The organism is Alishewanella sp. HL-SH05, from assembly GCF_052655985.1.
This window is the reverse complement of sequence record NZ_CP199753.1, coordinates 3455671-3470597: the sequence shown is the minus strand read 5'-3', so window position 1 is coordinate 3470597 and position 14927 is coordinate 3455671. Positions and strand designations below refer to the sequence as shown.

Genomic DNA, 14927 nt, shown 5'->3' with positions numbered 1-14927 from the left:
TCAGTCGGCTTGCACGGTTTCAGGCGTGATGCCAGCTTGACGATATTGTTTGTAACGTTCCCGGGCTTGCGCTTTTAACGACGCTTCTGCCGGAACAAATTCGATTACACGCGCAAAACGCCGGGTAAATTCCGGCATGTTGTCGGTTAAATTGATTAACACCTGACGACTTTGTCGTGGTGCTTGCCAGCCAATCTCAATGGGTGCGCCACGCGCTGGGCCTTCACCACTGAGGTTATGCGGCACAAAACGTTCCGCATCAAACTGCCAGAGTAATTCGTCTAGCTGTTCGGCCATTTGTTGGTCGGCAGTATATACAAAAACGCGTTGATTGGCGCGGTACAAATCTGCACAAAGCTGACAAGCAAAAGCAAAATGAGCTGGCGCAGGCGACAGCTCATTTGAGATTGCGGTGTGTTCAGCTGAGCCATCAGGCTCAGCCAGCACATAAAACGTAACAGTCATTAATGATCCTGATTGTTGCCCGTACGGTTAATCAGGAACTGCGTTAATAACGCGACCGGACGACCGGTAGAGCCTTTATCTTTACCGCCACTACGCCAAGCAGTTCCGGCAATATCAAGGTGTGCCCAGTTATATTTGCGTGTAAAGCGTGACAGGAAGCAGGCTGCGGTAATTGTACCGGCTGCACGCCCCCCTAAGTTGCTGAAGTCGGCAAAAGGGCTTTCCAGTTGATCTTGATATTCATCCCACAGCGGTAAACGCCAAGCACGGTCACCGCTTTGCTCTGAAGCATTGAGGATTTCATGGGCAAGCGGGTTGTGGTTACTCAGTAAGCCAGAAGCGTGTTTGCCCAGTGCAATCACACAAGCACCGGTTAAGGTGGCCACATCAATCACCAGCTCAGGATCGAAGCGTTCAACGTAAGTGAGTGCATCACACAATACTAAACGGCCTTCGGCGTCGGTATTTAATACTTCAACCGTTTGCCCAGACATCGTAGTAAGAATATCACCCGGCCGATAAGCATTGGCATCCGGCATGTTTTCAGCGGCGGCTAACACCGCCACGATATTAATCGGCAATTGTAAGTTGATCACGGCGTGCATGGTACCAAACACAGAGGCGGCGCCGCACATATCAAACTTCATTTCGTCCATGCCATCGCCCGGTTTTAAGCTAATACCACCCGAGTCGAATGTTAAACCTTTACCAATTAATACCACAGGCGCGCTGTCGTTACCGGCACCATTGTATTTAATTACCGACATACGTGGCTGGTTAACCGAACCGCGGCCAACCGCTAAGTAAGAGTTCATCCCAAGGGCGCTCATTTCCTCTACACCCAGTACTTCAACACTGACTTTGTCAGACAGGCTTTGTAAGGCAGAAGCCTGTTCCGCAAGGTAAACCGGTGTGCAGATATTCGGAGGCATGTTGCCCACGTCTTTACATTGTTTGATACCGGCAGCAATGGCTAAACCATGGTCTACCGCACGTTCACCAATGGTCAGATCGCGACGGGTGGGTACGTTAAACACAATTTTACGCAGCGGGCGGCGTGTTTCATCTTTTTTGCTTTTTAAACGATCAAACACATAGAGGCAATCTTGTGTGGTTTCAACGGCATGACGCACTTTCCAGTAGGTATCACGGCCTTTCACATGCAATTCAGATAAAAAGCAGACGGCTTCCATTGAACCGGTTTCGTTCAAGGTGCTAATGGTTTTGGCGATAATTTGCCGGTACTGGCGCTCGTCTAGCTCACGCTCTTTACCACAGCCCACTAATAGCACTCGCTCGCTTAGTACATTCGGAACATGGTGCAGTAATAGCATCTGCCCTGGTTTGCCTTCTAAATCACCACGGCGAAGCAAATTGCTGATATAGCCTTCGCTGATTTTATCTAATTGCTCTGCTACTGCAGAGAGGCGACGCGGTTCATAGACACCAACAACGATGCAAGCACTACGTTGTTTTTCGGGACTTCCGCTTTTTACGCTGAACTCCATGTTTACTCCTGATTCTAAGAGACTATGCTACTATAAGTCGCTAATTAAAGTACTGCGGGCAGTAGCAGACTACAAAGTGATAATGAATTTTACCGAGAATAAATAAAAAAGCTCGGATTTTAAGCCGCTTTGCCCGATAATAATTGCTATAAATACCAAGTTTACTGAAAAATGACCAGCTTTCCAGTGAAAAGACAGGTTTTTAGGGGGCATTTTGATTATTTTTCGTTATCTGATTGGTGAAGTTTTTCGCTCTCAGTTAGCTGTCTTTCTAATTTTGACCACCATCATCATTAGCCAACGTTTTGTGAAGATTTTGGCTGATGCCTCTGAGGGTGAAATACCGGGCCAATTGGTCATGAGTATTGTTGCGCTGAAATTGCCGCAATTAGCCGTGATTATTTTGCCGTTGAGTGCCTTTTTAGGCATTTTAGTCGCTTATGGCCGCATTTATGCCGATAGTGAAATGACGGTGTTGCATGCTACCGGCGTTAGTGAATGGTATATCACTCGTCTCACTTTATTGTTATCGCTCGTGATGGCGCTGTTAGCCGGTGCGGTAACGCTGTATCTGAGCCCATGGGCTACAGAGCAAGAATATACCTTACTGGAACGTGCTGAATCGGATGCGGGGCTTTTTTCGTTGGTGCCGGGGCGTTTTCAGCATACCTCAAATGAAAAAGCCGTGATTTTTGTGCAAGATGTCAGTCGTTCGGGTAATGCGCTATCTAAGGTGTTTGTGGCGCAAAGCAGTGATAATCCAGCAAACCCTGGCCATGCCATTGTTTATGCACAAAGCGGTGCAGTAAAAGAAGATCCGCAAACCGGCGCGCAGATGTTGCAGTTGCAACAAGGCCGTCGCTATGCCGGTGATAGCCAAACTGCGGCCTACGAGATCACCGAGTTTGGCAGTTACCTGATGCAAATTCGTGAACAAGAAGTAGAACAGCGCCGCCGTAAATTAGGCAGTCTTAGCACCCCAGCGTTATTACAAGAAAATAACGCCGAAGCGGCTGCCGAATGGCATTGGCGCATTGCTATCCCATTGTCTATTCCGATCCTTACGCTCATTGCTGTGCCCTTAGCACGAGTTAATCCACGCCAAGGCAAGTTTGGCCGTTTACTGCCAGCCTTATTACTTTATTTAGGCTATTACGCCTTGATGATTATTGCGCGCTCGGCAATTGAAGATGGCAAGATACCCGCAGAGTGGGGTATGTGGTGGTTACATCTACTTGGGCTGACGGTGGGTACCGTGTTAATTTTGCGCAACCGCTCCAGTGCTCAGCGGGTTCGAGCATGGCTAGCAGGACGTTAAGATGCTGAAAATTCTCGATCTTTATATTGGCCGCACTATTTTAATGACCAGTGTGCTTACACTAACAGTGTTAATTGGCTTGTCCTCCATGTTTCGTTTTATCGATCAAATGCGCTCTATTGGTCGAGGTTACTACGACATGGTGCATGCCGCCTTGTTTACCTTGTACAGCGTACCGGGTGATGTGGTGATTTTCTTTCCAATGGCAGCACTGATTGGCGGGTTAATTGGCCTAGGTATGTTGGCCAGTAACAGCGAATTAGTGGTGATGCAGGCGGCGGGTTTATCGCGTTTAAATATTATCAGTTCGGTGATGAAGTCAGCGGTATTGATGGTGTTAGTGATGATGGCTATTGCAGAATGGGGCGCGCCGGTGAGTGATCGTGCGGCACGAGAGCTGCGCATAAAAGCGATTTCTGACGGTAACTTATTTGCTGCCCGCCAAGGCGTTTGGGCGAAAGATGGCGATAGTTTCGTTAATATCAAAGAAGTCGATGATGTGGGTAATTTGCAAGAAATAACCATTTACCAATTTGACGAAAACCTGGCTTTGCAGCAAAAAATCACGGCAATCAGTGCGGTATACATCGAGGATGCTTGGCGTTTACAGCAGGTTACCGCGTTAAATTTTACGCCTGAGCAAATTATTCGCGTTGAAGCAGAAAGCCAACGTTGGCGTTCCACCCTTACCCCTGAAAAACTTGGCGTGGTAACGGTTAAGCCTGAAATGCTATCGCTGCAAGGGTTAATAGAGTACGTCGATTATTTGCAGCAAAATGGCCAAGACGCCAGCCGTTACCAATTAGCCTATTGGCGTAAGGTACTGCAGCCGGTTACGGTGGGGGCCATGTTGTTATTGGCGTTATCGTTTATCTTTGGTCCGCTACGTAGCGTTACCATGGCCGCGCGGGTGTTATTAGGGATCTTAACGGGATTTGGCTTTTACATGAGTAATGAAGTGTTCGGGCCTTTAGCGCTCGTCTATCAACTACCGCCCTTAGCCGGTGCAGCGATACCCAGTTTATTGTTTATCGGGATCTCGCTGTACTTTATGCGCCAAAAAATTTAACGCGCTGTGTCGTGAAGATTCAGCGCTTTGCTTTGCTCTTTGGTTAATACGATCATTTGTGTGCCCGTAAACTGATCTTGCAGAGCCAAACCTTTACCCCAACGCAACCATAACCAAATATTTCCAAAGCCGCCTAGCGATAACAAGGCACGACTTAACGCTTGTAGCAGCGATAAAGGTTCGCCAGCATCTGTTACTAATAACATGCGCCAAGCGCGCATGCCTAAGGTTTGCCCCGCTTTAGACCAAAAGTACACATAAAAGCCTAATATGATGGCAACAAAATAGCCAAGGTAGACCCAGCGACGCCAACTGCTATTTAAATAATCGGCAATGTCAGCATAGCCTTCAATCGACACAATGGCACCCCATACCAGCAGTTGCACCAGCAACATAGCGATCCCTGCTGCAAGCATCACCAGCGCGCACAAGATTAAAACATCATAAATAATCGCAGAGAGACGACGGGCAAAGCCCGCTCTTGGCGCATTAGCGTACATATAAGGTTTCCTTTTAAGCTGAAGTTGCAAGTTTAGCATGACACTGAAAGCAAGCTAAAGACGCGCGTTTATTTAGTCGGTCGCTTTTTAGCGAGTGTGCACAGATGAACGGCTTTTTACCGAGCCTTGCGCTGACAAGATCGCATTAGCCGCCAGTGACACTTAAGTGTATGTTGGCGTGCAATCTTTAGGATGCTTAGCCACTCGGTTATAATCTTGCTGTAAAAATAAGCAAATGCATCAGGCTTATACAATAAACCGCATAAAGCACTTGCACAGTCAGCCGCGCATCGTATAATGCGAGAACTTTAATTTAATGCCTTGTACAAGTTAGTTAACTTTACCGTTAGGCTTTTAAATTAGATTTTTAAACTCTTGAAACGTCTACAGTTCAAAAGTTTTAAAAACAGTTGCCAAGCTGCATACTGTTTGCAAGTCCTCTCAATGCCTGGGTGGCGAAATCGGTAGACGCAGCGGATTCAAAATGCAACGCGTCTAAGATAGTGGTAGACATAAGTATCTGATTAGTATAAAGTTAAAAATTCAAAAGCGCATAAAATCGCTTGTGAAGTTTTGTGAAGCTCTGTAACTAGCTTAGTTACAAGAAATAAAGTCCTCTCAAATGCCTGGGTGGCGAAATTGGTAGACGCAGTGGATTCAAAATCCACCGTTAGAAATAACGTGCCGGTTCGAGTCCGGCCCTAGGCACCAATACCGCATTAGTACTTACTTGTATAAAATACTGTTTTTGTGAATATGACCGATTGACTTTGTGTACCCTAAATGACAAGTTTACATTATTGGCATTGAGTTTCTTTCATAAAGTTTCGGAATAAAAGACCATTTTGGTCTTAGTATCAAGGATAGTAAAGTGGCCTTAAACGAAGCAGATACTTGCCGGGTCTATGTGACGCCAAAGCTCAAAGAGTCTGGATGGGAAAACAATCCTAGCGCAATAACTGAACAGTACACATTTACCGATGGTCGTGTTCAGTTTAAGGGCAGTAAAGTTCAACGTGGGGAGCAAAAGCGAGCTGATTATTTACTTAAGTACACTCGCGACTTTCCTATTGCCGTTGTTGAGGCGAAACCTGAAAACAGCCCTGTCGGCCAAGGGATGCAACAGGCAAAAGATTACGCAGATATCTTAGGGCTAAAGTTTGCTTACTCAACCAATGGTCATGAGATCTTAGAATTTGACTATACCACCGGTGAAGAGCAATTATTGTCGCGCTTTCCAACCCCTGATGAGTTATTCAAGCGGCTTTGTGGCGATGAAGGTTTAAAGGATGAAGATCTTGATACCTTGCTGTCCCCTTACCACCATGTTTCGGGATACTCCCCGCGTTACTACCAACAAATAGCCATAAACCGGGCAGTTCAGTCGGTGCTTCAAGGTAAAAAGCGCTCATTAATTACGATGGCAACGGGTACGGGTAAGACTGTCGTCGCTTTTCAAATTAGTTGGAAGCTGTGGAGTGCTCGCTGGAATCGTACGGGAGACTACAGAAAGCCTCGCATTCTATTTTTGGCAGATAGAAATGTGTTGGTAGATGACCCAAAGGATAAAACATTTACCCCGTTTGGTGATGCCAGGCACAAAATTGAAGGCGGCAAAGTTGTTAAAAGTCGTGAAATTTATTTTGCGATCTATCAATCCATTGCCAGTGATGAGCGTCGTCCAGGCTTGTATAAAGAATTTCCGCAAGACTTCTTTGATCTAATTATCATTGATGAATGTCACCGAGGCAGTGCCCGCGACAACAGTAACTGGCGCGAAATTCTAGAGTATTTTGAGCCAGCCTTTCAAATCGGTATGACGGCGACGCCGCTGCGTGAAGATAACCGCGATACTTATCGTTATTTTGGCAACCCAATTTACACCTACAGTTTGCGCCAAGGTATTGATGACGGATTTCTTGCGCCATACCGCGTACACCGAGTTATTTCGGAAGTCGATGCGGCAGGTTGGCGACCCAGCAAAGGCGATGTAGACCGCTTTGGACGAGAAATCCCAGATGGTGAATACCACACCAAGGACTTTGAGCGCGTTATTGCGTTAAAGGCTCGAACAGATGCGTTTGCTAAGCATTTAACTGACTTTATGAAGCGAACCGATCGCTTTGCAAAAACGATAGTGTTTTGTGTCGACCAAGAACACGCCGATGAAATGCGTCGGGCGCTTAATAACTTGAATTCTGACCTTTCACGCAAGCATCCTGATTACGTTGCACGTGTGACATCAGAAGAAGGGAAAATTGGCAAAGGGCACCTCAGTCGTTTTCAAGAGTTGGAAACCAGTACTCCAGTGATACTGACCACTTCACAGCTATTAACAACGGGGGTCGATGCGCCAACCTGTAAAAATGTTGTGCTTGCGCGTGTTGTGAACTCAATGAGTGAGTTCAAGCAAATTGTTGGCCGTGGTACTCGCCTGCGCGAAGATTACGGCAAGCTGTGGTTCAACATCATTGATTATACCGGCTCCGCCACACAAAATTTTGCTGATCCTGACTTTGACGGTTACCCAGAAATTGAAGATGAAGTGGTGATTGATAAAGACGGTGAAGAAGTGGTTGATGACTCTTTAACACCAGAGATTGAAGAGTTAGAGGTTGCTGAAGAGACCGGTGAATACGAAGTGAATAGTGAAGGTGAAGGCGCTGATGATGAAGAGGAGCACGAACCGAGAAAGTACTACGTAGACGGTGGCAGCGTTAAAATTACGTCTCATTTGGTCTATGAGCTAGACGAAGACGGTAAACAGCTTCGCGTCATCCAATATACCGACTACACCGCAGAAAAGGTAAAGACCCTATTTTCCTCACTGGACGAACTAAAAGATAGCTGGGCTAATCCGTTAAAGAGAGAAGAGATCATTCTCGAATTACAAGAACGCGGGATCCAGTTTGATGATTTGGCCGCAGAGTCAGGTAAAACCGATGCAGATCCATTGGATTTACTTTGTCACATAGCATTTAACGTACCGCTGCGAACCAGAAAAGAGCGCGCTGACTACTTGAAGAAAAACAAACCGGACTTTTTTGATCAGTACGGCCCAGAGGCCCGAGCGATCTTAACGTCTTTACTGGACAAATATACCGACCACGGCCCCAAGCAATTCAGTATTCCGGATTCGCTTCAGGTACCGCCCATTTCTGAATATGGCAATGTGATGGAAATAGCCAATCTCTTTGGCGGTGCATTGCAAATGAAAACCGCCGTGGACCAATTACAAACGCTGCTCTATAGCCAGCAATAACAGAAGTGACGATACGATTTATGGCACGAACAAAGAAAGCAGATCAGCAGATGACCACCGCCCAGCAATTAGGTGCGATTGTTAAATCGTCTCGGCAAATCATGCGTAAAGACAAAGGCTTAAATGGCGACCTCGATCGCCTGCCAATGCTAACTTGGATCATGTTTTTGAAGTTTCTCGACGACTTAGAACAAATGCGAGAAACCGAAGCTGTGCTAGAAGGAAAAGTTTTTCAGCCAGCCATCGAAGCGCCATACCGCTGGCGAGACTGGGCTGCAATTGAAGGTGGTATCACCGGCGACGAGCTGATTGCCTTTATTAACAATGATGAAGCAATGCGACCTGATGGTACCCGTGGCATAGGTTTGTTTGCCTACTTACGTAGCCTGCAAGGTGACAACGGCGGTGATCGCAGAGATGTGATTGCGACCGTGTTTAAAGGTATGCAAAACCGCATGATCAACGGATATTTGTTACGTGATGTCGTCGACAAAATAAACGGCATTCATTTCAATTCATCTGAAGAGATGCACACCTTAAGCCGCTTATACGAAACCATGTTGCGTGAAATGCGCGATGCTGCTGGCGATTCCGGCGAGTTTTATACTCCGCGTCCAGTGGTTCGCTTTATGGTTGAGGTGATGGACCCGCAGTTGGGTGAGTCCGTATTGGACCCAGCCTGTGGCACGGGTGGTTTTTTGGTTGAAGCGTTCGAACACCTAGAGCGCCAGTGTAAAACAGTCGAAGACCGCGAAGTATTGCAAGAAAGCAGTATCTTTGGCGGTGAAGCCAAATCGTTGCCTTACCTGTTGGTACAAATGAACCTGTTACTGCATGGTTTGGAATACCCAAGAATTGACCCAGAAAATAGCCTGCGTTTTCCACTACGAGAGATGGGCGACAAAGATCGTGTGGATGTGATCTTAACTAACCCACCTTTTGGTGGTGAGGAAGAAAAAGGCATTCTTGGTAACTTCCCAGAAGACATGCAAACCGCCGAAACCGCAATGCTGTTCCTTCAATTGATCATGCGTAAACTCAAGCGCCCCGGTCATGGTTCAGACAATGGTGGCCGCGCCGCGGTTGTTGTCCCAAATGGCACGTTATTCAGTGATGGTATCAGCGCACGCATTAAAGAAGAGCTGTTAAAGAACTTTAATCTGCATACCATTGTTCGTTTGCCGGAAGGGGTATTCGCGCCTTATACCGATATTGCAGGCAACTTACTCTTCTTCGATCGTTCTGGCCCAACAGACGATATTTGGTATTACCAAATATCGACACCAGAAGGCAGAAAAAAATACACCAAGACTAAACCAATGGAGTACTTCGAATTCGAAGACTGCTTACAGTGGTGGGCTAGCCGTGTGGAAAACGCCCAAGCTTGGTCAGTGAAAGCACAAGACGTTATTCAATATGACGATAGCGGTAAGTTGGTTTCAGTTAACTTAGATATTAAGAACCCAAATAGTCTTGAGGCGATGGAATATAAAAACCCTCAAGAGTTGTTAGCAAGCATGGCGAAAAAAGAGCGAAAAGTTACTGATCTAATTGATGAAATTGCTGATTTACTATCACAAGGTTTAAAACAATGAGCGTTTGGCCCCTTAAGAAATTAGGTTCAGTGCTCGATAAATCAGAAAACTGGATCGAAGTGCAGCCTGACAAAGAGTATAGCGAAGTCACAGTTAGGCTTTGGGGTAAAGGCGTGAACTTGCGAGGAACCAAAATAGGCAGTGAAATTGGGTCGTCTCGTCGACTTTCTGTTTCAGAAGGGCAATTCATTATTTCTCGAATTGATGCGAGGCATGGCGCGTGTGGACTCGTTCCAAAAAACCTTGATGGTGCTGTGGTTACAAATGATTTTCCTGTCTATACACCTAAAGAGAATAAGATTTTACCTAGGTATCTTGAGCTAATTAGCAAAACCCACTTTTTTGTTGATGCGTGTAAAAGGGCGAGTGAAGGGACGACAAATCGAGTGCGTCTTAAAGAACCACGGTTCTTTAATATCGAAATTCCCCTCCCTGATATAGCTGTCCAAAAGGTAGTCGTTGACAAAGTTGACTTCGCACTGGGCAAACTTGAAGAGATTAAGCTTCTTAGATCATCATTGTTAGATGATGCGCAAGCAATTCTGAGTAGTGCCTTCCATAAAATTATTGAAGGCGCTGTCTACAAGCCGATGTCGAAAGTGGCACCTCTTGAGCGCCGTAAAGTTGAGATCGATGTGAACGCGGAGTACCCAGAGCTTGGTGTGCGTTGTTTTGGTAACGGTACTTTCCACAAGCCTATTCTTGACGGAATGGACGTTGGCACCAAAAAGCTGTACCAAATGGTTCCCGGTGACTTGGTGTTCAGTAATGTTTTTGCTTGGGAAGGTGCGATCGCGGTTGTTAAAAAAGAAGACGAAGGTCGTGTCGGTTCGCATCGTTTTATAACGTGTTTACCTAAATCAGGAGTGGTGACAGCCGATTTCCTTTGCTTTTATTTTCTAACGACTGAGGGGTTAGAGAAAATACAAGCAGCATCTCCTGGAGGTGCTGGAAGGAATAGAACTTTAGGACTTAAGAAGCTTGAAAATATCGAGGTTCCTGTACCCGATTACGATAAGCAGCTTTGGTTTAATCAACTGCAAAGCTATGTTGAAAATATTAAACAAGCTCAATCAGAAAATGCAACTGAGTTAGAGGCTCTGATGCCTTCAATTTTAGATAAAGCGTTTAAGGGAGAATTGGTTTAATGTCTATGCCTGCACCGACGCTTGCTTATGATGCTGGCACCCAGCCTGTTATTGCTCATGGCTTGTCTTATCAGGACGAGCAAGTGAGCGAGATGTTAGCTGGCCCCGTAAAGCATATTTTGCAAGATACCGCAGGCAATGATGAGCTCCAGGAGTTACTTGGCAGTGTTGTGAGCACGGAATTTGAGCAAGAGGGTTTACGCCAAGCGCTGATCGATGAAACCGTGCCAGATAATTGGCGAGTAGGCGAAGCCATTGCCGAAGCCTTTGTGGCAGATAAAGGCAATTGCGTGTTTCCGTGGCCCACAGGGCGTGATCTTAAAAACCCGAACGCCAGCCCAGCAGGGTGCGATTTGACTGGATTTCAACCTGTAAACGATGCTGAGCTTCCCTACCGTTTTGCGTTTGGTGAAGTAAAAACGTCTGAAGAGAACAAAGCGCCGCCAAGCGTGATGACCAGCTTGGGTACCCAATTGTTTGGGCTACGAGATAATCGCCAAGTAAAAGATGCTCTCTTACGTTATTTAGGACTCCATGCGGTGCGAGCACCTTGGGAACCGATGTTTAAAAGCGCTGCCAAACGCTATTTGAGCTCGAACACAACGGACGTTGCTGTTTATGGTGTTTTGGTGCGCGATATTGCCCCAAGCGCTTCTGATATTGCTGGCCGAGCAAAAGCACTGGCGGCCGATTGTCCAGTGCAAACTGATATTGAAATGTACGCTTTATACCTTCCCCTAAACATGATTGGTGCGCTGTCTGCTCGTGCTAAAGCGGCTATGCAGGAGGCGTCATGACGCTTTCACAAGAGCACTTACTACAGGTAGATCAGCATTGGGCTGTTCAGTCCATTAGCGCTGAGCGGCGTGATACGGCTATGGAAATGGCGGAACGGCGCTTGGTTGATGTGGCGCTGGGTAATCTACTCGAACATGCGGCAACTGAGTTTGACAGTGACTTGTTAGAGCAATTAGCAACAGCGTATGAGTTGGCCGCGATCGAAGGCATTGGCGCTTTGTTGCACCCTGTTGCCAATCAGGACAATAAAAATATTCGTGAGCTTGCACAAGCTGGCGCGTTTCGAGCGTTCGGGCTTTATCGTGTGTTACCCGTACCGAGTGACAATGAGGCGCGCTTGTTTCATGTGTTGCATGTGTCGGGTTTGGCGTATTGCGCCGATCGCTGGACCGATTTACGTCGATGGTTTGAAGAGCAGAACAGTACAGTAGCAGTACCCAGTGTGGCTGGTGTTACTTGGGATAAGCGTCTGCTTTACCGAATTTTTGATTGCTGGTTGCGACTACTACGTAAAAACCGCTGGGATGACTTAGATCAGATTTCAGAGATTGTGCTTGGTTTACGAAACGATCAAGCAAACTACGAAAAAGCGTTACTAGAACAAACCCAAGGTGCAGAGGCGCAAAGCATAGCCATGCGTTTAGTGGCGCTTTATCATTGGGCCAAAGCAACAGAGCGTTTGGCTGTGTACATGCTGCAAGGCGAACCAGTAGCGATAGATGCGCAATTAGATCAGCATTTTGAAGCGGCGCAAAAAGCGGCACAAACCTCTAAAGACCCGCAGCTCGAAATGATTTTACGCTGGTTACATGTCGCAAGCCGAAAAATGGTCGCTGGCTCTTTATGGTGGGTGGCGCATACGGTTAACTCCCGTGTGACACGCTTTGTTTCCCATGTGACTAAGCACAAGAGCTTATTTGAACTGTTACCGCCGCAACGAGCTGCACTGCAAGAGCAAGGTTTACTCGATCAAGCCAGCAGAGCGGTAATTGTTGATTTGCCTACATCCGGTGGTAAAACAGCGCTGGCACAGTTCCGCATGTTGCAAGCGCTGAATCAGTTTGATCAGGATGATGGTTGGGTGGCCTATGTTGCGCCAACTCGCGCTTTGGTTTCTCAAATTACCCGACGATTACGTGAAGATTTTGGCCCATTAGGTATTCAAGTTGAGCCGTTAACTGGCGCGATTGAAGTTGATGCTTTTGAAGAAGCGCTTTTGGGTGAAGCACGTGCTTTTCAGGTTTTGGTTGCAACACCTGAAAAACTTCAATTGGTGATGAGAAACAAAAAAGTCGCGCGCCCATTGGCCTTGGTTGTAATGGATGAAGCTCACAATATTGAAGATGAGTCTCGTGGCTTACGCATTGAACTTCTGCTTGCAACGATTAAGCAAGAATCACCTCGGGCAAACTTCTTACTATTGATGCCATTTGTTCCGAATGCTAACGATTTAGCTCAATGGCTAGCCGCTGATCGTGGCCGAAGCATCAGCTTGGGCACCTCTGCTTGGCAACCGAATGAGAGAATTGTTGGTCTATTTGATATTCATAAAGGTGAAAAACGTGGTGATTGGAATTTAAGTTTTGAAACGTTGACGACCACTCAACGTACGATTCAACTTAAAGGAATCCACAATGTAGATGGTAACCGCCCTCTGCAAAAACTGACGTACTCTAGCGCTAAGGGGCTCGCAACACAGGCTGTTGCTATGGCTAAGGTTTTCTCAAAGCGTGGTACCAGTATTGCTGTAGCGCAGACAATTCCAGATGCTTGGAGTATTGCTCGTAAAGTTGCCGAAGAGCTTGAACCTTTAGTTCAGGTGCATGAAGACATTAAACTGGTTCAGCGTTTTCTTGCGGCTGAGATTAGTGAGGACTTTGAGCTAATTGATATGCTGTCAAAAGGTGTTGTTGTGCATCATGCAGGTTTACCCGCTGAGGCGCTTTCATTAATCGAGTGGCTTACAGAAGCTGGCCATGTTCGAGTGATGTGCGCGACGACAACCATAGCACAAGGGCTTAACTTCCCTGTTTCATCTGTTTTTCTTGCGACGAGAAAATTGCCTTACGGCAATGAAATGTCGCATCGGGCATTTTGGAACCTAGCGGGTCGAGCTGGGCGTATCGGCCATGATAGCGTAGGCGTTATCGGTATTGCAGCAGGTGCACAGCCAAATGAGATCCGGAAATATGTTAGTGATGCAACCGCATCGTTAGTTTCCCGCCTAGAAGGAATGCTGGATGATCTTCAAGCTGCGGGGGAGTTAGCGAACTTATCTTGGGTTATGCAGCAAGAACAATGGGCAGACTTCAGAAGCTATATCGCTCATTTATGGAATGAAAAACGTAACTTGGACGCAGTAATTGGTGAAGCAGAACAATTACTGCGAAATACCTACGGGTTTGGTTCTCTTCGCGCTAAAGCTGATAAAGCCTCGCAAGAGAAAGCCGATGCGCTTCTTGAAGCTACTAAAGGGTATGTTAGAAAGTTAGCTGAGCATCCAGAAAATGCTTCTCTTGCTGATGTTACAGGCTTCTCTCCTGAGGGCGTTCGTTCAACTTTATTGGATTTGAATAACCTTGAAAACAAGTTAACGCTTGCAGATTGGGAGCCTTCGAGTCTGTTTGGCGATAAATCGAAGTCTGTGCTGCCAAGCTTGATGGGGATTATGCTGCGGGTTCCGCAATTACAAGAGAGCTTGCGAGAGATCAGTAAAGGCGAGGGCAACAGTCATCGGAAACTTGCTGATATTACTCAGGCTTGGGTGACGGGTAGCTCCATCGAACACATAGCCAAGACTTACTTCAAAGGTGACAACCTGACAGACCAAATTTCGAAAGCTTGTAAAGCAGTCTATAGAGATTTGGCTAACAATGGTGCTTGGGGATTGTCGGCATTAAGCAAAATGCCAACTTCAGGGCTTGATTTTGATGTCATGACTGAAGAAGAAAAACGCAAGTTCAATAATCTTCCGGCAATGCTGTACCACGGCGTAAAAACCGAAGAAGCTGTTTTGATGCGAATGAATAGTGTTCCAAGAAGTATTGCTGAGCGAGTCGGGGATGATTTTAAGGCGCAATTAGCAAGCCGAAAAGAAGTCGTCTTATCTTCTCGCAAAGCTAGTGAATATTTAAAGTCACTCAGAACTGATGATTGGGAGAGGTTGAAACCAGCACATTCAAAATTGTCTGGAGTAGACTACCTGAGAGTTTGGAAGAAGTTGTCTGGAGAAATATGAGTTAATGCTGATACGTTAATTCAATA

At 46.4% G+C, this 14927-nt stretch carries 10 protein-coding genes and 1 tRNA gene; 8 read left to right on the top strand and 3 right to left on the bottom strand.

Annotation, left to right across the window (positions count from 1 at the left end):
* Entirely contained in the window at nt 1-465 is a 465-nt protein-coding gene (locus ACUJFL_RS15930; RefSeq protein ID WP_445427983.1) for a DNA polymerase III subunit chi, read from the bottom strand.
* Nucleotides 465-1973: a leucyl aminopeptidase gene (pepA, locus tag ACUJFL_RS15925; RefSeq protein ID WP_226751765.1), complete on the bottom strand. Its 1509-nt coding sequence runs from the start codon at nt 1971-1973 to the stop codon at nt 465-467. The genes ACUJFL_RS15930 and pepA overlap by 1 nt, the downstream gene beginning before the upstream one ends.
* A 214-nt stretch (nt 1974-2187) precedes the next feature.
* Between pepA and lptF the strand changes: the two genes are divergently transcribed.
* Entirely contained in the window at nt 2188-3291 is a 1104-nt protein-coding gene (gene lptF, locus ACUJFL_RS15920; protein ID WP_226751766.1) for an LPS export ABC transporter permease LptF, read from the top strand.
* A 1-nt stretch (nt 3292) separates the two neighbouring features.
* Complete coding sequence (gene lptG / locus ACUJFL_RS15915; RefSeq protein ID WP_445425457.1) at nt 3293-4360, top strand: LPS export ABC transporter permease LptG; 1068 nt, start codon at nt 3293-3295, stop codon at nt 4358-4360.
* On the opposite strand, the gene ACUJFL_RS15910 is transcribed toward lptG, so the two are convergent.
* Nucleotides 4357-4860 (bottom strand): RDD family protein, encoded by a 504-nt coding sequence (locus tag ACUJFL_RS15910; protein WP_445425456.1) that lies wholly within the window; start codon nt 4858-4860, stop codon nt 4357-4359. The two genes, lptG and ACUJFL_RS15910, sit on opposite strands and share 4 nt — an antisense overlap.
* A 624-nt stretch (nt 4861-5484) precedes the next feature.
* Between ACUJFL_RS15910 and ACUJFL_RS15905 the strand changes: the two genes are divergently transcribed.
* From ACUJFL_RS15905 to ACUJFL_RS15880, 6 genes are all read left to right on the top strand, one after another.
* Nucleotides 5485-5571: transfer RNA gene (locus ACUJFL_RS15905), tRNA-Leu, on the top strand.
* A gap of 160 nt (nt 5572-5731) precedes the next feature.
* On the top strand, nt 5732-8122 hold the full coding sequence (hsdR, locus tag ACUJFL_RS15900; RefSeq protein ID WP_445427982.1) for an EcoAI/FtnUII family type I restriction enzme subunit R: 2391 nt from the start codon (nt 5732-5734) through the stop codon (nt 8120-8122).
* Nucleotides 8123-8142: 20 nt separating this feature from the next.
* The gene (locus tag ACUJFL_RS15895; protein ID WP_445427981.1) at nt 8143-9717 is read left to right on the top strand and encodes an N-6 DNA methylase; all 1575 of its coding nucleotides are present in this window, start codon (nt 8143-8145) and stop codon (nt 9715-9717) included.
* Nucleotides 9714-10865, top strand: coding sequence for a restriction endonuclease subunit S (locus tag ACUJFL_RS15890; protein WP_445427980.1), 1152 nt, complete (start codon nt 9714-9716; stop codon nt 10863-10865). The genes ACUJFL_RS15895 and ACUJFL_RS15890 overlap by 4 nt, the downstream gene beginning before the upstream one ends.
* Entirely contained in the window at nt 10865-11662 is a 798-nt protein-coding gene (locus ACUJFL_RS15885) for a hypothetical protein (protein ID WP_445427979.1), read from the top strand. The genes ACUJFL_RS15890 and ACUJFL_RS15885 overlap by 1 nt, the downstream gene beginning before the upstream one ends.
* The gene (locus ACUJFL_RS15880) at nt 11659-14901 is read left to right on the top strand and encodes a DEAD/DEAH box helicase (RefSeq protein WP_445427978.1); all 3243 of its coding nucleotides are present in this window, start codon (nt 11659-11661) and stop codon (nt 14899-14901) included. Before ACUJFL_RS15885 ends, ACUJFL_RS15880 begins: the two co-directional genes overlap by 4 nt.
* Nucleotides 14902-14927 lie beyond the last annotated feature (26 nt).

Excerpts from the sequence above, each read along its gene's own strand:
- ACUJFL_RS15930 (WP_445427983.1), bottom strand. The coding sequence starts at position 465 with ATGACTGTTACGTTTTATGTGCTGGCTGAGCCTGATGGCTCAGCTGAA.
- pepA (WP_226751765.1), bottom strand. The coding sequence starts at position 1,973 with ATGGAGTTCAGCGTAAAAAGCGGAAGTCCCGAAAAACAACGTAGTGCT.
- lptG (WP_445425457.1), top strand. The coding sequence starts at position 3,293 with ATGCTGAAAATTCTCGATCTTTATATTGGCCGCACTATTTTAATGACC.
- ACUJFL_RS15910 (WP_445425456.1), bottom strand. The coding sequence starts at position 4,860 with ATGTACGCTAATGCGCCAAGAGCGGGCTTTGCCCGTCGTCTCTCTGCG.
- ACUJFL_RS15895 (WP_445427981.1), top strand. The coding sequence starts at position 8,143 with ATGGCACGAACAAAGAAAGCAGATCAGCAGATGACCACCGCCCAGCAA.
- ACUJFL_RS15890 (WP_445427980.1), top strand. The coding sequence starts at position 9,714 with ATGAGCGTTTGGCCCCTTAAGAAATTAGGTTCAGTGCTCGATAAATCA.
- ACUJFL_RS15885 (WP_445427979.1), top strand. The coding sequence starts at position 10,865 with ATGTCTATGCCTGCACCGACGCTTGCTTATGATGCTGGCACCCAGCCT.
- ACUJFL_RS15880 (WP_445427978.1), top strand. The coding sequence starts at position 11,659 with ATGACGCTTTCACAAGAGCACTTACTACAGGTAGATCAGCATTGGGCT.